General features: G+C 43.9%; 20 protein-coding genes and 4 pseudogenes. All 24 read right to left on the bottom strand.

Going from position 1 to position 20,629, the window contains the following annotated elements; genetic code table 11:
* Nucleotides 1-198: 198 nt before the first annotated feature.
* The gene (locus tag HGT70_RS09480) at nucleotides 199-471 is read right to left on the bottom strand and encodes a hypothetical protein (protein ID WP_214195706.1); all 273 of its coding nucleotides are present in this window, start codon (nucleotides 469-471) and stop codon (nucleotides 199-201) included.
* A 165-nt stretch (nucleotides 472-636) separates the two neighbouring features.
* Nucleotides 637-1,008, bottom strand: a complete 372-nt coding sequence (locus tag HGT70_RS09475) for a MafI2 family immunity protein (RefSeq protein WP_214195705.1) — start codon at nucleotides 1,006-1,008, stop codon at nucleotides 637-639.
* Nucleotides 1,005-1,199, bottom strand: a pseudogene (locus HGT70_RS16865) (polymorphic toxin type 50 domain-containing protein); the annotation flags it as partial. The gene HGT70_RS09475 and the pseudogene HGT70_RS16865, both read right to left, overlap by 4 nt.
* Nucleotides 1,200-1,649: 450 nt before the next feature.
* Nucleotides 1,650-1,880 (bottom strand): hypothetical protein, encoded by a 231-nt coding sequence (locus HGT70_RS09465; RefSeq protein WP_214195704.1) that lies wholly within the window; start codon nucleotides 1,878-1,880, stop codon nucleotides 1,650-1,652.
* 15 nt (nucleotides 1,881-1,895) lie between these two features.
* Nucleotides 1,896-2,390: a hypothetical protein gene (locus tag HGT70_RS09460; RefSeq protein WP_241576501.1), complete on the bottom strand. Its 495-nt coding sequence runs from the start codon at nucleotides 2,388-2,390 to the stop codon at nucleotides 1,896-1,898.
* A 72-nt stretch (nucleotides 2,391-2,462) separates the two neighbouring features.
* Nucleotides 2,463-2,600: pseudogene (locus HGT70_RS16720) on the bottom strand (RHS repeat-associated core domain-containing protein); the annotation flags it as partial.
* A gap of 78 nt (nucleotides 2,601-2,678) precedes the next feature.
* Nucleotides 2,679-3,143, bottom strand: coding sequence for a DUF4279 domain-containing protein (locus HGT70_RS09455; protein ID WP_214195703.1), 465 nt, complete (start codon nucleotides 3,141-3,143; stop codon nucleotides 2,679-2,681).
* A complete protein-coding gene (locus HGT70_RS09450) occupies nucleotides 3,140-3,289 on the bottom strand; it encodes a hypothetical protein (protein ID WP_214195702.1) in 150 nt (49 codons plus the stop codon). The genes HGT70_RS09455 and HGT70_RS09450 overlap by 4 nt, the downstream gene beginning before the upstream one ends.
* Nucleotides 3,290-3,411: 122 nt before the next feature.
* Nucleotides 3,412-3,879, bottom strand: coding sequence for a DUF4279 domain-containing protein (locus HGT70_RS09445; RefSeq protein WP_241576500.1), 468 nt, complete (start codon nucleotides 3,877-3,879; stop codon nucleotides 3,412-3,414).
* Nucleotides 3,880-4,039: 160 nt separating this feature from the next.
* Nucleotides 4,040-4,282 (bottom strand): annotated as a pseudogene (locus HGT70_RS09440) (DUF7878 domain-containing protein); the annotation flags it as partial.
* Between the two features lie 146 nt (nucleotides 4,283-4,428).
* Nucleotides 4,429-4,938, bottom strand: coding sequence for a hypothetical protein (locus HGT70_RS09435; RefSeq protein WP_214195700.1), 510 nt, complete (start codon nucleotides 4,936-4,938; stop codon nucleotides 4,429-4,431).
* Between the two features lie 128 nt (nucleotides 4,939-5,066).
* Nucleotides 5,067-5,417, bottom strand: coding sequence for a hypothetical protein (locus HGT70_RS09430; RefSeq protein WP_214195699.1), 351 nt, complete (start codon nucleotides 5,415-5,417; stop codon nucleotides 5,067-5,069).
* A gap of 246 nt (nucleotides 5,418-5,663) precedes the next feature.
* Nucleotides 5,664-6,041, bottom strand: coding sequence for a hypothetical protein (locus HGT70_RS09425; protein WP_241576496.1), 378 nt, complete (start codon nucleotides 6,039-6,041; stop codon nucleotides 5,664-5,666).
* 6 nt (nucleotides 6,042-6,047) lie between these two features.
* Nucleotides 6,048-6,326 (bottom strand): hypothetical protein, encoded by a 279-nt coding sequence (locus HGT70_RS16780; RefSeq protein WP_241576499.1) that lies wholly within the window; start codon nucleotides 6,324-6,326, stop codon nucleotides 6,048-6,050.
* 231 nt (nucleotides 6,327-6,557) lie between these two features.
* Nucleotides 6,558-6,680 (bottom strand): annotated as a pseudogene (locus HGT70_RS16775) (RHS repeat-associated core domain-containing protein); the annotation flags it as partial.
* 126 nt (nucleotides 6,681-6,806) lie between these two features.
* Complete coding sequence (locus HGT70_RS09415; RefSeq protein WP_214195698.1) at nucleotides 6,807-7,271, bottom strand: DUF4279 domain-containing protein; 465 nt, start codon at nucleotides 7,269-7,271, stop codon at nucleotides 6,807-6,809.
* Nucleotides 7,268-7,417: a hypothetical protein gene (locus HGT70_RS09410; RefSeq protein ID WP_214195697.1), complete on the bottom strand. Its 150-nt coding sequence runs from the start codon at nucleotides 7,415-7,417 to the stop codon at nucleotides 7,268-7,270. Before HGT70_RS09410 ends, HGT70_RS09415 begins: the two co-directional genes overlap by 4 nt.
* Nucleotides 7,418-7,539: 122 nt before the next feature.
* A complete protein-coding gene (locus tag HGT70_RS09405; protein ID WP_241576498.1) occupies nucleotides 7,540-8,007 on the bottom strand; it encodes a DUF4279 domain-containing protein in 468 nt (155 codons plus the stop codon).
* A gap of 160 nt (nucleotides 8,008-8,167) precedes the next feature.
* Nucleotides 8,168-8,587 (bottom strand): DUF7878 domain-containing protein, encoded by a 420-nt coding sequence (locus tag HGT70_RS09400; RefSeq protein WP_214195696.1) that lies wholly within the window; start codon nucleotides 8,585-8,587, stop codon nucleotides 8,168-8,170.
* Nucleotides 8,557-12,792, bottom strand: a complete 4,236-nt coding sequence (locus HGT70_RS09395; RefSeq protein WP_214195695.1) for an RHS repeat-associated core domain-containing protein — start codon at nucleotides 12,790-12,792, stop codon at nucleotides 8,557-8,559. The genes HGT70_RS09400 and HGT70_RS09395 overlap by 31 nt, the downstream gene beginning before the upstream one ends.
* Before the next feature lie 48 nt (nucleotides 12,793-12,840).
* Nucleotides 12,841-15,744, bottom strand: a complete 2,904-nt coding sequence (locus HGT70_RS09390) for an Ig-like domain-containing protein (RefSeq protein WP_214195694.1) — start codon at nucleotides 15,742-15,744, stop codon at nucleotides 12,841-12,843.
* 17 nt (nucleotides 15,745-15,761) lie between these two features.
* The gene (locus tag HGT70_RS09385; protein ID WP_214195693.1) at nucleotides 15,762-17,942 is read right to left on the bottom strand and encodes an SdrD B-like domain-containing protein; all 2,181 of its coding nucleotides are present in this window, start codon (nucleotides 17,940-17,942) and stop codon (nucleotides 15,762-15,764) included.
* 198 nt (nucleotides 17,943-18,140) lie between these two features.
* Nucleotides 18,141-18,656: an S-ribosylhomocysteine lyase gene (gene luxS, locus HGT70_RS09380; protein ID WP_071434277.1), complete on the bottom strand. Its 516-nt coding sequence runs from the start codon at nucleotides 18,654-18,656 to the stop codon at nucleotides 18,141-18,143.
* 154 nt (nucleotides 18,657-18,810) lie between these two features.
* Nucleotides 18,811-20,412, bottom strand: coding sequence for a glutamate--cysteine ligase (gshA, locus tag HGT70_RS09375; RefSeq protein WP_214195692.1), 1,602 nt, complete (start codon nucleotides 20,410-20,412; stop codon nucleotides 18,811-18,813).
* Between the last annotated feature and the right edge of the window lie 217 nt (nucleotides 20,413-20,629).

Below are 20,629 nucleotides of genomic sequence, written 5' to 3'. Positions count from 1 at the left end.
GTAAGATCACATGACTATATTATTAGCAAAAGGGAGTGTTTTTACAACCGCCTTCTACCCACCTCCCGTCTAAGTTATTCAATGTGGGTGATCCTCTATATTATCAATAATATTTGATTAATAGATATAATCTCCCTTAAATACATATTACTGTAATTAATAACCAATGATTATTAACCATATTGATAATTTTTAATATTATAAATACTCTTTCCTAAGATAATGCCAACCTATATTTCCCATTTTTTCAAAAATATTAATATTAGAGGGGGCAACAATAAATTTTAGTACCACTTCTTTCACAGTAAAAATTGGCTCAGCTTTTTTACTATAAACAATTGGAATAACATTAGAAGTAACACCTTTTTTGATCTCCATCATTCCCGAATCTTCTTCCTCAGTTAACTCACTTTCAAAAAAAACAATAACTTCTAAAAATTCATCTTGATAATTTGAAGTGATACCCCTCATTTTTTTGTTGCTACCCCTAATAAATCCTCCCAGATACTATTTGTTATTATTGAATGGAAATCCATTCTATTTAGTGTTGCCTTATCTATATGGCACATTGATTTCTCCTCATTTTTTACCATCTAATTTTCTTTGGATAGGTTTCCATTAAGCCATGCTTTCATATTATAAATATTCTTTTCTTAGGAAAAACCACCCTAAATTCCCTACCTTATCAGAAATGTCGATATCGGAAGGTATAACAAAAAAAACAAACCCACATTGTTCTATATTTAAAATCACCTCACTTCGATTATTATAAAGATAAGGGTATGCACTTGAAGTAAGATTAGTATCAATTTCTATCATCTCATCCTCTTCTTCATCAGTTAAGGGAGCATCAAAAATAACCCTTATATCTAAAATTTTATTGTCATAGTGTAAGGTAATCCCCCTCATCTTCCTGGTTGCAATTCCTATTAGGTCACTCGTCAAATAAGACATTATTTCTGAACGAATTTCCAATATATTTTTTACCATCATATCAATATCATTCATTTTTTTGGCCTCGCTGGTACGATATGAACATCATTTTTAGAGTAGTGAATTAAAAAACTGGTGGTTTCTTTAAATTTTTCTGTTTTAGTATTATAGTATTTTCCAATAACCTCATTAGCGTAAATCCTTTCTTTATATCCTGGATTTCCCTTCGTTATTTTCCCTACTTGCGAACCAGTGCCTTCATAATTATTTACTAATTTTTACACTTTGATATTGGGGTTAATTAAACTTATTTTATTCTCCTTTTCCGTATTAAATTTTTTATTATCATTGGTACCATGAATATTTTTATTTATATATTCATATCAACGATAAAATATTTTTTATCGCATTCCTTTCAATACTTAATACCCTACCACAATCCCTTTTTAGGTTGTATTACTCCATCCTACGGTACAAGATACTCCGTGTTTCTTGGTCTTAACTATGGATCGCACTCGTTATCGTAAAGATAATAGATTAAATGATCCAAGACCATGCCAGTGGCCAAGTCGCCAGATAAGCAAGCCATCCGCTCAACTAATACGATGATCGGGAACTTCCCCATTTACTTCTCAATCTCTATTTAATTGCATGAAAAAGTTATTGCTGTTTTTGAGGAGAGATACATTTTATACTAATTGGATGTATTATCCTCTTTAGTTATCTAAATAACTATCCCCCAATATATTCAATTGTTTGTATATTGCATAAATATCATGTTTTAACTTTAGTACTTCTTCCTTTTCGATAGCATGAATTATTTCAAACTCTTCCGCATCAACACAAACTCCAGCATATACCTCTCCAATTATTGAACGAATTATATAAACCTCAAGGTTTGATAATTCAAACATTGATTTGTCATTATTAAATTTAACTAATTTCATTTTATAAACCCATTATTAATTTAAATCATCAAAATATTGACGACCATCCTTTGGTCTAAATGCTGTTCCGCCATCTTTTGCTTTTGGATTTCTAATGACAATCGTTCCCGTGGATTGCTCCCAGTATCTAATACACCCATTATTCAAATATTTTATCGATGTTGGATTAGAAATAAATTTTTCAATATGTGAAGCAAATTGCTCCTTATTTTTTATACCTAGATCCTTAAATTCTCCTTGCTTGATAACATGCTTCGCAAAAGCATGCCCTCCAGCTATTTCTTCCCCCACTAATTGAGAATTCAATTTCGAAGAATTTACTGCACTCTCGGCTCTAAGGGAGGGCCTAACCTGAACAGTAGTTTTATTAGCTTTAGATGTTACCTTAACCCCTGTATGGGGTCTACTTCCCCTCGAGATGTAAGAAATTGCCCGTACCCAATTTCTTGGGCTTAACCACGGATCACACTCGTTATCAGGAAGATAAGAGATCAAGTAATCCAGGGCCATACTGGTAGCCAATCTGCCGACAAATTGTATTATCGGCCTAGCTAACGCGATTAGCGGGAACTGCCCTTCGGGGTCGATATAGCTTAAGGGGTTATTTAGGGCATAGACGTAGCTATTTAATCCGCCGCTAAGCCCTAAGGGATCGGGCTGTAAATACCGTCCGGTCAGCGGGTCGTAATAGCGAAAGCCGTTATAATAGAGTCCGGTTTCCGCATCGGCGTATTAAGATATATGAATAAATCCGATAGTATGAAAAAACACTCAACTTAATAAGTTAAGTACCCTCCTTCAATCTTCATTGAAAAAATACACATCAAAAGCACACTCTATATCTAGATAACTAATTCTTTTCATTTGCGCAGGCCATAATACTGGCCCCCCATACCCCCTATTCCCTCTCCACACACAATTGATATACATTGACAAACCAGATACTTCTTGTAATTTTTTTAATTCTTTATTTCTCGGAACCATTTTATCTAATAACCAATCTATGTGTTCACGTAAATCTCTAGATTTTACAAAACCTTCGGAACATAATTTCCAAATAGAATACTTTACTTTTCTTTTCCTACATATACTATTAGTAACCTCTTCCCCTATAACCTCTGATAATGTTGGTTGTTGTTTTAGGTAATCAGTTATTTCATCTGGATGAATGGCAGCGGGATAGATTAAAATACTTGCATAACATTCGTAACAGCTTTTATAATCTTTACTTACTGGCGTTCTATGGTGAGTTATATCGCTCATTGAATGTAATCCTCGATATTGCCGATAACAAGACCACTATCATCGATATAATCCGCATTATCTTGTATAAAACCGAGCATCTCTGCTGTTAAGCCATTCTCTTCTTTAAATAACAATAACGCTTTAACCCAATCATCCAATTCCACTTAACCACCTCAACATTTAGATTCAAATTAATTATCAATAAAAAATTGATAATCGATTAATTGATTAACAACCGATACTAGGCGTTGAAAATAACACTTTTATTAACTGAATCTCAACACCACTACTGCTCATCAACAAAAAAGCAAAAATCTAAACTGAGCTCTAAGTTAAGATTACTTATTCTTATCATTTGTTCTGGCCATAGAACTGGGCCGCCATCACCCGTTAATGAATGCCATACACAACTTATAGACATAGTCGTTTCTTTTCTAGACTGTAGCTTTTCAATAGCCTGTGAAGCCGGCTCAATTTTATCTAAAATCCAGTCTAAATGTTCACGTACATCCTTGGAAATGACGATATTTTCTGTTGAAAGAAACCAACCTGATTTTTTTATTTCTCTGGTCCTACCCATGCTATTAGTGATTTTTTCGCCAAAAATATTTTCTCTTGTCGGGGTAATTCCTAACATTTCACTAATATTGGCTGGATGAAGAAAATTAGGATAGATTGCAAACGTTGCATAACAGCTTTTGCAACTCGGATAATCGCTCGACACTTCTGTCCACCGCTCTTTTAATTTATTCAATGTAGGTAACCCTCTATATTATCAATAATATTTCCTTTGACTCCAATATAATCACTATTATCTAATATACGTCCATGGTGATTAGATTAAAATTAATACCTCCTTTTAAATTACCAGCTATATCAGTGTGATTATATTTAATTGATAGATAATGTTTAAATTAAAATAACAAATCAATATCAACTCCTCTAGAAATAAGGTCATTAAGAATTTTTCTAATAAAAGCATTACAAGCCAATATCAACTCTACACTTTCAACTTCATAACAAACACCTTCCAGCCAAATCCCTCCCACGCTACAAATTTGTGAGGTTTCATGCCTGAAATAAACAACTGGCCCTTCCTCATAATCCATTGAGTAATATTCAAAGTCTAGATCAGGTTGCTTACTCCAAGTATTTAAGGCTTTTGCAAATTATAATAGTAGGATATTTTTCTATGAAAAAATACATTCATTCCATTTAGAGATTGTTAATGCTCCCTCAACTTCGCAATAAATCTGATTAGTAGGGTGAATCTCCCTTATATACATATTGCTGTAATCAATAACTATTGATGATTCACTGGGAATGCATTCCATATTTTACCGTCGCTCCCGATTGATATCCTGATAGCCGTCTGTTTTTTAGTACCAATTACTCTACCCATATCAGCGACAACTCTGAAGGAATTGTCTTCATTATTAACCATAAATTTAGCATTAGGTGAAGTTAATGCTTCCTTAACTAAGCCCCTTACATTTTCTATATTAGCAGTATTGAATTGTGCACTTTTTCTGGCCGTAGTACCAAGCAAATACTTATATTTCCGAGCCCAAATATTAATATGATTTTTAGTGGCTTCAAAGGCAGTTTTCGATGCATCGTTCAAAGCACCTATTTTACTATTTGGTACAGTACTTCTTGAGAATGCCCGCCCCTTCCATACCTTATACCCTGACCTAATTCCTTTATACGTTATGCCAGATTCGATGACATAACTCATCATCTGCGCCCAGTTTCTTGGGCTTAATAACGGATTGCACTCGTTATCTGGCAGATACGAGATTAAACGACCCATGGCCTCGCCAGCCGCCTATCTACCGGCAAATTACATTATCGGCCAAGTTAACGCGAGGATCGAGTAGTATTTATTATAAGCATAAAAACCAAATTAAACTCCCAGCTTTTAGGTTGGGAGCTTGTTATTTATCTAACAAGAGTTTCAAAATTAACTGAAATAGAGGGGGTAACTCTTATTTCCACTATAGTTCTTGTGTCTTCAAACTCAACCTCTGAGCTCAAATATTCACCGTTAATATCTTTCTTTAATTTGAAGCTTTCCACTCCCTCCATTAAGTAACGTGAAATCTCTTTATCTTTAAATTCAATTATAGCTTGAATCCAGCCGCAGATTGCATTATATGCAAAGATTATAGAAACCCCATGAATATCCTTTTTTTTATATGCAAAGTGGAATTCTTCGGCATTACTAAATATCGGTTCACTTTCAAAAAAAGCAAGTAAATCTATATCATCAGGAAAAGATACAATAAACATTTATTTTACCCTCTTTTGGTATTACTGTTACAAATTTTCGAGAGCCATCAGGCATTATTTAAAACGAAGTTTCTAACTTTGTTGCTTTGCCTGATGGACCAAGTAATAATGATTCTCGATCAAGGTAGCATTTTAATAACTGATCATGAAAATATTATTAGCAAAAGGGAGTATTTTTACAGCTGCCTTCTACCCAGAGACTTTTAGTAATATGTAATTATCCCAAATAGCATTAGATAATCGTTATTAAATTTTTGATATCACTGGTTTTTCACTAGAAAGAATCTCAATCACATCATTCACAGTAACAACCATATAATGAGTAATATTTCCATCTAAATGTATCCCTACGCTTTGCTCATGAAACCATTCCAAATATTCAGAATCAACTAAAGTATAAATCCCTAAGATCATTTCGCCATTGAATTTATTTAGCATCTTGATTACATCACCTTCATCAACCACTCGAAAAGTGTGAAACCAATCAAACGAGATCTTTATCCCACTATCATTATCGTTGGTTAAAAATAATTCTAATACGCTTGGTGAATATATTAATTTATCAAGCATAAAACCTTTGTAAAGGTAGTTTTCAAAAGGATAAACAAAGAGTTTATTATTCATATGCTTTTACCTATTATATCTGAATTTTATACGTCTTTTTCCATCTTGAATTTCAAGTGTAGGTCTACCATCAGTACTTTTATCTCGTACTATTATAGTACGCCCATCAAGTAATTCCCCCGCTCTTCCTCTATCGATATCTCTGATGTTAACTGGTGACAAAGCATTAAACTCTTTATTAGCAACGTCTATATTCCCAGCGCGATCAAATAACTTAGATCGTCCTGACGTTTTTCTCCCTTTAGCAGATGTTAATATCAATTCATCAACTGAGAGACGAGCCACCTGTGCCCGCCCCTTCCATACCTTATACCCTGACCTAATCCCTCTATACGCTGTGCCAGCTGGGACGATATCACTCATCATCTGCGCCCAGTTTCTTGGGCTTAATAACGGATTGCACTCATTATCCGGCAGATACGAGATTAAATAATCCATGGCCTCGCTAGCTGCCCAGCTTCCGACGAAATAAGCCATCGGCTTGAGTAACGCGATTAGCGGGAACTGCCCTTCGGGGTCGATATAGCTTAAGGGGTTATTTAGGCCATAGACGGAGCTATTTAATCCGCCGCTAAGCCCTAAGGGGTCGGGCTGTAAATACCGTCCGGTCAGCGGGTCGTAATAGCGAAAGCCGTTATAATAGTGATCGGTGTCGAGGTATTAAACTGTATATGACTTTTATATATTATTCAGTTGCAATCATTACGACAAAGATGGAAAACACCTTAACCATAACATTCACCTTAGTGATTTTAATAAACATCTTCAGTCCTCGCTAAAAAAATAGACATCAAAACTGCACTCTATATTCAATTCGCCCATTCTACGCATTTGTTCTGGCCATAAAACTGGACCACCATGCCCTCTCTTTCCTTTCCATATACAATAGATACACATAATCAAATCTGGAACTTCTTGTAGTGATTGTAACTCCGTACTTTTTGGTTCCATTTTATCAAGTAACCAGTCTATATGTTCACGTAAATCTTGAGATTTCAAAAAACCCTCGGTGCATAACTCCCAAATAGAATACTTTACTTTCCTTGTCCTCCCTCTACTATTAGTTATCTCCTGCCCAACGACCTCCAATAAAGTTGATTCTTGCTCCAGTAACGTAGTTATTTCATCTGGATGAGTAGCTGCGGGATATATCCGAATACTTGCATAGCATTCGTAACAGCTCCGATAAATTTTATTTACCGGCGTCCTATGATGAGCTATTTCTTTCATTGAAAATAACCCTCGATATTACCGATAACAAATCCATCATCATCGATGTAATCCGCATTATCTTGTATAAAACCGAGCATCTCTGCTGTTAATCCATTCTCTTCTTTAAATAACAATAACGCTTTAACCCAATCTTCCAATTCCACTTGATTACCTCAATATTTAGCTTTAAATTAATTATCAATAAAAAATTGATAATCGATTAATTGATTAACCATTGATACTTGGCGTTGAAAATAACACTTTTATTAACTGAATCTCAACACCACTACTGCTCATCAACAAAAAAGCAAACATCTAAACTGAGCTCTAAGTTAAGATTACTTATTCTTATCATTTGTTCTGGCCATAGAACTGGGCCGCCATCACCCGTTAATGAATGCCATACACAACTTATAGACATAGTCGTTTCTTTTCTAGACTGTAGCTTTTCAATAGCCTGTGAAGCCGGCTCAATTTTATCTAAAATACAGTCTAAATGCTCACGTAAATCCTTGGAAAGGACGATGTTTTCTGTTGAAAGAAACCAACCTGATTTTTTTATTTCCCTAGTCCTACCGATGCTATTAGTAACTTTTTCACCGATAATATTTTGTCTGGTCGGAGCAAGTCCTAACATCTCACTAATGATGTCTGGATGGAGCAACTTGGGATAGATCGCAAGCGTTGCATAACAACCTTTGCAACTTGGATAATCGCTCGACACTTCTACCCACCGCCCTTTTAATTTGTTCAATGTAGGTAACCCTCTATATTATCAATAATATTTCCATTGACTCCAATATAATCACCATTATCTAATATACGTCCATGGTGATTAGATTAAAATTAATACCTCCTTTTAAATTACCAGCTATACCAGTGTGATTATATTTAATTAATAGAGAAAGTTTAAATTAAAACAATAAATCAATATCAACTCTTCTAGAAATAATGTCATTAAGAATTTTTCTAATAAAAGCATCACAAGCCAATATCAACTCTACACTTTCAACTTCATAACAAACACCTTCCAGCCAAATCCCTCCCACGCTACAAATTTGTGAGGTTTCATGCCTGAAATAAACAATTGGCCCTTCCTCATAATCCATTGAGTAATATTCAAAGTCTAGATCAGGTTGCTTACTCCAAGTATTTAAGGCTTTTGCAAATTCTAATAGTAGGATATTTTCCTCTGAAAAAATACATTCATTCCCTTTTGAGATTGTTAATGCTCCCTCAACTTCGCAATAAATCTGATTAGTAGGGTGAATCTCCCTTATATACATATTGCTGTAATCAATAACTATTGATGATTCACTGGGAATGCATTCCATATTTTACCGTCGCTCCCGATTGATATCCTGATAGCCGTCTGTTTTTTAGTACCAATTACTCTACCCATATCAGCGACAACCCTGAAGGAATTGTCTTCATTATTAACCATAAATTTAGCATTAGGTGAAGTTAATGCTTCCTTAACTAAGCCCCTTACATTTTCTATATTAGCAGTATTGAATTGTGCACTTTTTCTGGCCGTAGTACCAAGCAAATGCTTATCTTTCGGAGTCCAAATATTAATATGATTTTTAGCGGCTTCAAAGGCAGTTTTGGATGCATCGTTCAAAGCACCTATTTTACTATTTGGTACAGTACTACCTGCGAATGCCCGCCCCTTCCATACCTTATACCCTGACCTAATCCCTCTATACGCTGTGCCAGCTGGGACGATATCACTCATCATCTGCGCCCAGTTTCTTGGGCTTAATAACGGATTGCACTCATTATCCGGCAGATACGAGATTAAATAATCCATGGCCTCGCTAGCTGCCCAGCTTCCGACGAAATAAGCCATCGGCTTGAGTAACGCGATTAGCGGGAACTGCCCTTCGGGGTCGATATAGCTTAAGGGGTTATTTAGGGCATAGACGTAGCTATTTAATCCGCCGCTAAGCCCTAAGGGGTCGGGCTGTAAATATCGTCCGGTCAGCGGGTCATAATAGCGAAAGCCGTTATAATAGAGTCCGGTTTCCGCATCGGCGTATTGCCCCGCGTAGCGCAAATTTACCGTGATCTTACTTTCTGCGTTAGGGACGACTGCGGCGAAGGGATCGCGGGTTCCCTTCCAAACCGTATTCCCCTGATCATTAAGTGCAAGCAGTGGCGTACCGGTGTTGTCTGCGATTAACCAAGCAACCTTAGCCGTTTTAAGTGTTGCCGCGGGACTTAGATCGGCTTGCCAGAGTGGTTTGCTGCCGTAAAGTGTCCCGGGTTCCCAGCCCCATGCCTGTTGCATCTGGCCATGGCCGTCAAGTTGGGCTAAAAGCCCCTCTGGACTGTAGACAAACCATTGTTGAGCCCCACCGACCCACTTACCGATCCGCCGACCAAACGCGTCATAGTGATATTCAGCGAGAATGTGGTTATTACGGCTGACGGTGACTAATTGATTGGCCGCATTATATTGATAGGTCGTCGTGGCTTGGGGGTGAGTTTCTTCTAACAGATCCCCCGTCACGCCCCAGCGATACTCTACTTCGCTTGTGCCGCTCCCCCGCTTCACAAGCTGTTGTTTATCGTTATAGTGCCATGCGCCCGATGCGTTGCTAGTGAAGGTACGATTCCCCTCAGCATCGTAACCTAGGCGCTGTACGCTACCCAGAGCACTGCGCGTTAGGGTTAACCTATCCTCGGCATCGTATTGATAGCGGGTTGCCTGGCCATTACGAACTTGCTCAGTGATATTTCCGGCATCGTCGTACGAATAACCCTGTTGGTCGACAATCAGTTTATTAACACTGAGCGTGCTGGTCTGCGGTCGCATCAGCGCATCAAAGCTTAGCGTCTGTTCACTGCCGGGTCGTTGGATAGTGGTTGGCTGATACCACTGCCAGGTTTCCCGGCGTTCGCGTTGGCCATTGGGGTGAATAACTTCGCGCAGGCGATCGTTTTGCCAACGAAACTCAAGCTCGCTGTTATCGGGATAGGTGATCGACTGACGCTGACCATCTTCCGTGTACCGATACTGTAACTGAGTTCGTATTGTGCTGTGTTGGTTACCATAGCGCAGGGTTTCACTCAGCAGTTGCCCCCGTGCATCGTAGGTAAAAGTGAAGTGACTTTCGGTCTTGCCGCGTTGCGTCACTTCAGTCAAGTACCCTGCAGCATCGTAGCGATACTCTATCGTCTGTTCTGGCTGAGTCTGTAATGGCGCAAAGTAGTGCGCCTCAATCAATTGCCCCGCAGCGTCGTAGCGATAGTCGATTCGATTACCCAGCCCATCCCGTTGTGCAGTAAGCTGTCCGGCGAGGTCGTACTGATAGCGATATCGGTTACCCGAAGGCCGGCTTTCCCTCACCGCATCGCCAAAGGCATCTTGTTCGAAGGTAAACTGTCGTCCTAGCGGTGTGGTGACGGCGGCAAGCTCGCCATTTGGCTGATAACGATAGCGAGTCTCAGCACCGAGACGGTCGATGGCGCGAGTCAGCGCCCCGAGAGCATTGTATTCACGAACCTCTCTACGGCCTGCGGTATCTTCAACGACTGCCGGTAAATCTTGTGCATTGTACTGGATACGCTGAACCAACCCGGGCAGCATACTGATACTGCTAGGTAATCCTGCTGGGCTGTACTCATAACGCTCTTGATTGACGGGGTTGGTATAACCAACCACGCGCCCTTGATCGCGACTGCCAATCGCGCCATATTCAAGACGATGCGTCTCACCACTCGGTTCGGTGAGTTGACTCAAACGTCCATCAAGGTTAAAGGCTTGTGTCGTTTCATTGCCTTGTGGCGAAGTGGTTTTGACCAACCGCTCAAGCGCGTCAAACTGATAGTGCCAAGATCTGTTAGTTTCGTCGGTCAGCTGCAGACGATAACCCAGCGGTAAGCGCTGCCAGAGATAGGTTAATTGATGCCCTAGGGGGTCAATGATCGCGGTAAGCCGACTCAGCGCGTCGTAATGGTAAGTGGTGTTTTGTTGTAACGGATCGGTGGCTTGCAGCAATTGCCCACTAGCATTGTAGCGATACTGCCAACGATGACCGAGGGGATCGGTAATGGCGGTTACTCGCCCCTCAACGTTATAGTCAAACTGGTATTTACGCTGACCTTGTTGAGTCAGGGTGAGGGGATTACCTTGTTGATCATAGGTGATGACCGACTGCCGTATCGAGTCGCCCTCTCCTTGCGTTATCGTGGTTGGCTGACCATAGGTATCGTACTGCCATGCCAAGCGATAGCGCTCTGGCGTGCCTGCCGCCAGAGTCATTGTGAGCAGATTACCGCGCTCATCGTAGCTAAACTCGGTGGCGATCCCTGCACTATTCCGGTAGAGACTCAGCCGACCGTGGCTCGGATCATAGGCAAATGAACTGTGTTTGCCCTCAGGGCTGATCATCTGCTTAATACGCTGGGCGCTGTCGTAGCGTAGGCGAGTGATCTCCCCACCTTCCTCCGTAATTTCCTGTGTGTGCTTATCCGGCCGAGCCCAACGGGTGATCACCTGGCCGTTGATCGTCACTTGGGTTAAGCGTCCTTCGCGGTCAACATCATGACGCTCAACGGCACCATCAGGCCCCGTTTTCTCCACCCACCAACCGCCATTAACAGCCACCGCATGCCGCTGCCACGTCGTGATCGCGCCAGACTTATCGATAACTTTATTGATATGAGCGCGCGGTAATCCCCCCCGCTCGGTCGTCTCGACTGACGAGAGTGGCGCTAACTCCCCCTTGGCTTCTCGACCACTCAGCATCGCCGTTATGGGTGCGATGACACTGTTGTCGTACTGTAGCGTCATTACGCCGCCATCGGGGTCGATACGCTTGATGAGCTGCCCATTACCATCGTATTGGTAATGCCAAAGGTGCCCTTCGACATCCGTAACACGACGCAGCTGATTGCCTTGCCACTGATAACCTACCGTCCGACCGCTGAGATCGCTGACCGACACTAAGCGTTCTTGCTCATCGTACTGAAAACGATAAATCACCCGACCATGGTGGTCCTGAACGGCTAGCCGCCGCCCACTGCTATCCAATTCGAACTTGGCCAAGGTAAGATTCTTGTTACCATACTGAGTGATTCGGCCAGCAGTATCGTAATCAATCCAGTTTCCTTGGTTGTCTTGCCATTGCCATCCCTTCTCGCGCTGGCGCAGTGTTGAGGTCCCTGCGCGATAAAGTCCGGCCTGCTGATCCCCCCGATAGCGAGTGCCCGCACGGGTAATCTGTAATGGGCGTCCCTCGCTACCGCGCCCTTGAAAACGGAGCGTTGCCCAACTTGGATTAAGGATCCAATGACTATTTACCCAAGCCCGGGTCAGTACTAGCTCCCCACCGAGGATTTTAACGCGTAAATCGACCGTGGCTTCTTGGTACTCGGTATTCGGTAAGGTGACTTCTGCACTCACCCGTGAAGAGAAGCCTTGACTAAGCGGGCTGTCCGCACTGACCCAAGGCGTGAAGATCACGCACCACAGCAGGAGGAGGGCGCGCAGCGTGAAGTGGCGGGTAGAGGTTCTAAAATCGCTTAACATTGTATGCATCCTTGCATTCGCCGAGGGCGTAAGGAGTGAGTTCAGGGATTACCTATCCCCAGCCACCTTCCCTTGTGGTTGACAACAGCCAGCATCGCAGTCAGGTGTACAACCTACTGTCAAAATATTGCTAGCGATAGGGAGCCAGTCGAGGGAATTAGCATTTCCTCCCTGCCAATCTAACTCCAAATTAGTCTGGCTACAGCTTGCCCCGGAGAGTTCATAGAAGAGTGCTTGGCTTTGTTGTGCAACCCGTTGACCGCTTGCGCAAGTACTTTGCCACCCCACTTTCACTGGCGCGTGGTAGGAGGAACACCCGGCATTTGCTGCGGTCTCGTTTCGTCGCATCCCCCCCGTTTCGACGGCTGATGGCGGTCGCGCAGTGACTCGATAACCTAACGAGATTTGTTCACCCGGGAGTAACGTTTTCGGTATCGACTGAGTAAAGTGATAGGTAAAGCGTGGGTCTGAGGCCGGCAATCTCATCTCGATATTCTCGGCATGGATCAGGCCATGATTCGAAAGGGTAAGGGTGCCGCGTTTCTCTGAACCGGGGGTTAACCCCGCTAAGTTTATCGCTGCTGGACGAATAACTAGGACGGGGGCCGGCACATCAGTCTGAAAGGTCGTAGTAAGCTCAATCTCATAACGATCATCAATTGTCGTCGGTTTCACCTCAAAATGAATAGTGACCGTTTGGTAATCAAGAAAAACAGACTGTACATTTTCCCCAGGATTAACCACCATTCTGCCCTGACGGCTTTGATGCTGATCGGCGCTGATACGCCAAAGGTAGGTTCCCGGCGCAATCCCCTCAATGGAAGCTTCTCCCTGTTCATTGCTGGTCAGAGTCCATAATTGACTCAGAACAGCTTCATTTTGTAAGACAATCGTTGCCCCATTGATGCCCGTAATGTCTTTCCCAGTCTTATCCTTCGTTGCGGTATAGATGTCGGTAAGATGGAAGGATAATCGAGATTGCCCCGACTGACTGATCGCTAATTGCACCGGTAAGGAGAGTTCTGCATGGCGGTCATCTTTTATCATTACCCGAAATCGATAATCTCCCTCATCCACCGTCGCCGGGGGAACTGCCGTTAATTCAAATAACAGGGTTTCCCCTTGGGCAAGAGTCCCCAGGAGGGTGGGTGACGAGAAGAATATCCAGTCAGGTGCCGGTTTACCCTGATCATCTACCAACCTTAACTGTAATTGTTCGGCAGGCCGGTTCCCCTCGTTTTTTAACTGCACAGTCTCGGTATGCAGGGTTCCCCGTGTTAAGCCGATATTGAGTCGCTGAGGACTAAGGGTCAGTTTGGCCCTATCAGGTACACGATGCCAGTTCACGCTGAGTTGGCCACGAGAATGATCGGCGGATAACGGACTTAGCGCAGTGAGGGTAACCTGCCCTTGACTCCCTGCTGTGGGTAAAATCGTTAATTCAGCCGTCAGCTCGGCCTGTTTACCCGCTGCGATATCAATACCTGGCGTTTTACTCAGGCTGACCCCGGCAGGTAACCGCTTGCTAGGTTGATCCTTAGCCCTTAGCGTCCAATATAACCCTTTAACGGAGGCAGCGGTCGTCGCTTCACTACTGATCCTCATTGGTTCATTGTTGCTCACCGCCAATTCTTGCTGTGTCGGGCTGAATAAGAGTTGTTCAACACGGAATGATTGCTCTGGCTGAACATGCAGCTCTTTTTCGTCAGGATGCGTGACGGTTGCCTGCCATTGACCGTTATCGCTGAATTTCGGCATAAAGGAATAGTGGAAGTTACCCTCAGCATCGCTGTTAAGATGCAACGAGCGGATCTGCTCGTCGCGACGTAGATGAAGGATTAAGGGTTGCTGTTTAGCAGGTAGCGTCCCTTCACGCGTCCAAGCTTTCCCTTTCAAGACGATCGACTGACCGGGCAGCCAGGAAACGGGCGGTGAAATATCTATGATTTGTGCTAAATAAGGGGAAGCCTGGGTCGGTGGCGGTTCTTTTTGCAATAAAACCGTTTTAGTTAGAGTGGTAGTACGGTTATCACGGTTTGCGATCACCGCTTTTAGCCGATAACGGCCTTTTTCATACGCTGTCGTCGACCATGTTGTCCGCCATGGCGTTGTTAACTGTCGCGAAAGCCATTGTTCGTTGACAAAAAAATCGACCGAGGCAATGTGTTGAACCTCTGGAGCGTCGGTGACGATTTCAATGTCAACCGTCTCCCCGCTCACTTCGTTACCCTCGGGTAAAAGATAATGTCCCGTTGGCGGCGCCGCGAGAGTGAGGTCAATAAAGGAGAAGTCAGCCTGTTTATTGACGCGGTAATCAAGCGAGTCACGTAACGGTGTAAATAAAATGGCCTGCTGATCCCCCACTACATACTGATCACGGTAGCCAATCTGGATAAATTTCAGGTTAGGCCCTTCGATACCAATGGTTGCATTACTACCCACCGTTGAGCTGCCTTGTTGATTGCGGTATTGGTATTTAATGCTGCCTGAATTTTCATCGAGTATGATTTGGAAATCGCCTACAGGCTGTTTGGCCAGTCCTGCGGTGAAATTGCTCCACTGCACGATAAATTGACGGTTAGGGGCGACACCTTGGGTTTCGTAGTGAACACGCCCGACCGCATCACGATTAAAAGCATCTAAACTATCCCAGAACACATACAGTGCACTGCGGCGGTAAGGAAGCGGGAAGTTATTATACATCGGCGCAATCCCTCGCGATTCCATCAAGAGAATGCCATAACGGCTTATATCTACCGTCTCAACCGGTTTACCGTAATAATTGAAACTAAAGCCGATCGGGATATTCCCGACGGCGGCATACACACCAAATTCGACGAGTTTTACGGCGGAAAAAGCGGGGGATACCCCTATCCCACCGCACAACACCAACGCTACCGCCAAACGATGTAAGTAAGCACTGATCGTCAGCGTTCTTCTTGCTCTTTGCATAATTTTCATCCTGAATATTACGGCTTCGACATAGCCTTGCTGGCCAACGCCGCTAACTTATCTTCAATCCATTGGTTAAAATCAAAGTTAAGGGGATTTTTTTGCTGATATTCACTGACCACTATCGACTGCTGGGCCACATTATTGTCAAGATTATCGTCGGGATTTTCGCTGCCGACCTGTGCAAAAAAATTCACCTTTTGTGGTCGAGCGTTAAGGCGGATGAAACCCTCTATCACCAGTGCCTTTTGGCTGTTAGCCGCCATTTTCCCAATATTCCATTCGCCCTGTAGCCAATGGCTGGGATGTTCACTAAGCGCACCCTGTTGAATCGACCAACTACGACTTTTTTTGTACGAGATACTGCGTGTCGGCCAAGGCACTTGGACGCGTACGTCTTTGGCAGACAGCGGTGAGCGATTATTAACGATCAGCATGACTGACCAGGGCTGATAACTCTGCGCCATAACGGAAGGGAGAACCCATTTAATCTCGAGATCAGCCCGGCCAACGTCTGGGAGAATCGCTGCCTGTTTAGCAAATAATAATTGGTTAACCTTTTCACCCGGCGATAAAGCTATATCGCGGATCTGACCCGCAACCGCATGTCCAGAAGCCGTCCCTGGTGACGATTTTCCGTCAACAAAACCGGAAACCGGCTCAACGTTAACACTCCAAGTCCCTGCCGCCAGCTTATCGAAACTGAACCGCCCAGCTCTATCGGCCTTCACTTTTTGTAACCATCGCCGTCCCTGACTATCGATACCTTTCAGCGTAAGCGGCACCTTAGCCACGCCCCGCTCTCTCTTATCCACAAGTCCATTGCCATTCTTGTCATAAAATACTCTTCCCGTAATCTGTCCGCTGTTCTCACTTGAAGGTTCGGAAAATTCGGCAATAACGGTTTCTTCGCGACCGGGGGGTAAAAAGACATTGATGCTGTAGTGCCATTGCAGCTGTGCATTTCGCGTTTTTGATAACCATGCATTGGCCGAAGGGAGGCTCGAACCGTCGCCACGATAGGCAGCGCGTAACGGTTTTTGTCCTTTCCAAGGATCGTCAATTTTTACGTAACGAAAATGGGCGTTTTTTGGCAGAGATAGGCTGAGGTAGTGATTTTTGCGTTGGCTTGTCGTGTCGATTGATACATCGCTGACCTCTGTGTCGTCGCCTTCAGAACTGAACAAACGAAGTCCATTGCCTTCAATGACCAAGAAATCGAGAATATCGTCCCGGCCCGCGCGGGTATCCAATACATCATGTAATAAAGACCACTGACGAGCCTGTTTAATGAGTGAAGTGAGTTCCCCCCCGAGCGCGTCACCATGGCGAATGGACGCAGTGAAATCAACAAATCTTCCTGAAAGCTGGGAAGTCATAATCCACCGCCCCACGCGAGCACTATCAGGATCAATATTGCCAAGATTCAATTGCATACGCCGTTCAGCCGGTTGTGCCCCCACCCGCGTCGATAACAGCTTCCACTGCGTAAGGAGATTCTGCTGATTTTCACGAATAGTCGGTTGCGCCGATTCAATGGTCGTCGCGATGGAGGGACTCGCCCCACTATTTTTAACGCGTACGCCTAGCATAAACGGGATCGGCGGTTCAATTTCCGCGGTGAAAGGATCGTCTCCATAGACCTCGATAGGCAGGAAGTAATCGACGGTAAGTTCAGGAAGCGGTTTCACCACGATGGCAACTGGCTGGACGTCAAACTCTTCTCGGCGTTCCCCTTGGGTATAGCTGACTTTCGCCGCCAAGTAATAACGCGTAGTGGCGCTCACTGCCGCCCCTCTGGTCGGAATAATTTGCCAATGCAGCGTCTCCGCGCGCTGAGCCGTGACCGTGGATAGACCCATCGACGGAGCAAGTAACTGGTAAAAAAAACTCGCCTGACTCGATACACTTTCCATTGAAGCCAGGACTGGCTGCAATTGCGTGTCTAAGAAGCGTAATTCGACCTTAACGTCGGTTAGAGGTAAAGGGCTAGCGTTATGTAAGGTCAGTCTTGCATCGAACGCTTGGCGCTCGAAAGTAGCCTGCTGGCTCAAACTAAATTTTATTTCTGCGCACTGTGCTTCTACCGCTCGCGCAGTCGAGCACAAACTCATCAAAGAGAGAACACTTACACTACAGTAAATAAGGAACGGGAAAATAACAGAATAAAGGCGGGGAAATCGTCGTTCAGCAGGCATCCTTGCGCTCCTTGGGTGTTGGTGACACCAGAGATCTGTGCATTCCTTGCACGTCAATGTCTATAAAACATACTGAACTAGCTAATTACAACCAATTTAAAAGTTATTTACGCCATTTGTGATCGTCATTATAAAAAAAACCGCGAGTCGGTTAACTTCCGATCGCGGCTTATTGACAGTTGATGGGCGTAGAAAGCGTTAGATCTCTAACTCTTTTAGCGTCTCAGGCGGTAACTCTAACTCTTGGTTATGGTTAACCCGTACGTCGTGGGAAATGATATGACGTGCGATATCTTGCGCCTCAGTCAGAGAGTGCATCTCATAGGTCCCACATTGGTATTCGTTCAGCTCAGGGATTTTCTTCTGATCTTGGACTTTCAGTACGTCCTCCATCGCCGCTTTCCAAGCCGTTGCCACGCGTTGTTCCGCTGGCGTGCCAATCAGGCTCATATAAAAACCGGTGCGGCATCCCATCGGAGAAATATCGATGATCTCTACACCGTCACCATTTAGGTGATTACGCATAAAGCCCGCGAAGAGGTGTTCTAACGTGTGGATCCCACGCTCAGGCATCACTTCCTTGTTAGGAATACAGAAACGGAGGTCAAATACGGTGATGGTATCGCCGTGCGGAGTGTTCATGGTCTTCGCAACACGAACTGCTGGTGCAGCCATGCGTGTGTGGTCTACTGTAAAGCTATCCAATAACGGCATATTTCACCTCGCTAAAAAAAAATTTCGATTTTGATGAACTTTTTACGCTGCACTGCGTCTTACTCTATGAAAGACGCGCATTTGTTATCATCATCCTGACAACTAAGATGTTATTCGGCCACAATGACGTGGCCTTTTTCTTGTCTATCGATCGCTAGCCGTTTCGGGAAGCGAGATACTGTTCAAATGTCAGCGTGTCATTCGCCTCGATATCCTGCTGCTCAGCAAGCGACTCTGCTGCCTTCTTAGCGAAAATATCTTCGGTGAGGATCTCTAGCGGTTCTTGCTGCAACGCCTGGCGATAGTTCTCTGCCAACGTGACACCGCTCCCAACAAACCCTTCCTGTTTTATCACACTAAGAATTTTACCTGAATAGGTACTTTCAGGGTCTACGATCATCCCGCGTAGCCGTTGACACGTTGTTTGATAAGGGCCATTCGGCTCTCCATCGAGGATCTGCGCAATGGTATCTAGGCCGTCAAAAAGTGCAAGTCCCGCTTCTTGTAAGGAGAAATTATGCTGGCCACATTCACCTTTTAGGCTAAGGCCTGGCTTACGACCCTGCATAATGACGCTGTTCCAGTTACCCTTGACGAAATTTAGCTGTGCGGCATCCATATCGGGTGAATCTATCAATGCGCACCAGACCAGGAATACATCAAGAAAACGCACTTGCTCTTCGCTGATCCCGGTGGCAGAGAAAGGATTAATATCTAAGGAACGTACTTCAATATATTCAATGCCCCCCCGCTGCAAGGCATCGGAAGGCGCCTCACCACGACGGATCACCCGCTTTGGCCGGATAGGTGCGTAGAGCTCATTTTCGATTTGTAGAACGTTGGTATTAAGTTGAATACGACGCTGCTGCGCATCGAATAAGCCCATTTTTTCATAGGCCGCTGAAGGGGTAGCGATTGCCTGTTTCAGGCCCGCAACGTATTCATCTAAAGAGTTGAACGAAATAGCTAAACCACTTTGCGATTTATTGGTGTAGCCCAGATCGCTCAGTCGCAACGATGTCGCATAAGGGAACCAACGAGTCCCTTGCCCGTCACTTTCCATCGTCTCCAACACCGACGTATCGCTAAGAAAGCTTTCACACACGGCTGGCGATGCACCGAAAAGATAAGGAATAATCCAGCCGAAACGATAATAGTTGCGGATCAGTCCTAAATACCCGTCGGACGCAACATCTTGCAAGGGGCGAGAGTCGTTCTCGGCTGTTGCGCGCGCTTCCCAAAATGCGGTCGGTAGTGAGAAGTTATAGTGGATCCCTGAAATCACCTGCATCAGAGAACCGTAGCGGTGTTTAAGACCTTGACGATAGATATGCTTCATCTGACCTAAGTTAGAGGAACCATAATTGGCAAGCTCGATAGTTTGCGGATCAGTAATCTTTCCTGGAATACTGAATGGCCACAGTCTTTCATCACCCAGTTTTTTGGCAACGTGGCGATGAAGGTCACGCAGGAAGGTTAACAAGTGAGGAATATCACGATCAACAGGTGTTACAAATTCCATTAATGCTTCCGCGAAATCCGTAATAATCCAATCGTGAGTCAGTGCTGATCCAAGCGCAGCAGGATGCCCTTGTTCCGACAAGGCACCATCAGCCCGAACACGCAGAGATTCTCGTTCAATTCCTCGACCAATCCCGGTTAAGAGCTGTGGCTGTTGTTGCAGCCAGCGTAACGCGTTAGTAACGTCAGGTAACACTGACACCTCCCTTGGTGAAAGTCTTTTTAATTCAATCATTAGTCAGGCATTACTCTAGCCGATTGTCGGCGAATTGTCGCGGACATGACTAAACCTTAGATGCTATAACGGCAAAAAGCTATCTTAGCGTAGAACGATTGAATTATTTAATAAAAATTATAGATTTAGGGAGAAGAGACTTATGGTGCATCCGGGAGGATTCGAACCTCCGACCGCTCGGTTCGTAGCCGAGTACTCTATCCAGCTGAGCTACGGA

It is taken from the genome of Rosenbergiella collisarenosi (assembly GCF_018494085.1).
GTDB classification, from domain to species: domain Bacteria; phylum Pseudomonadota; class Gammaproteobacteria; order Enterobacterales; family Enterobacteriaceae; genus Rosenbergiella; species Rosenbergiella collisarenosi.
This window is presented reverse-complemented; position numbering and strand designations above follow the sequence as displayed.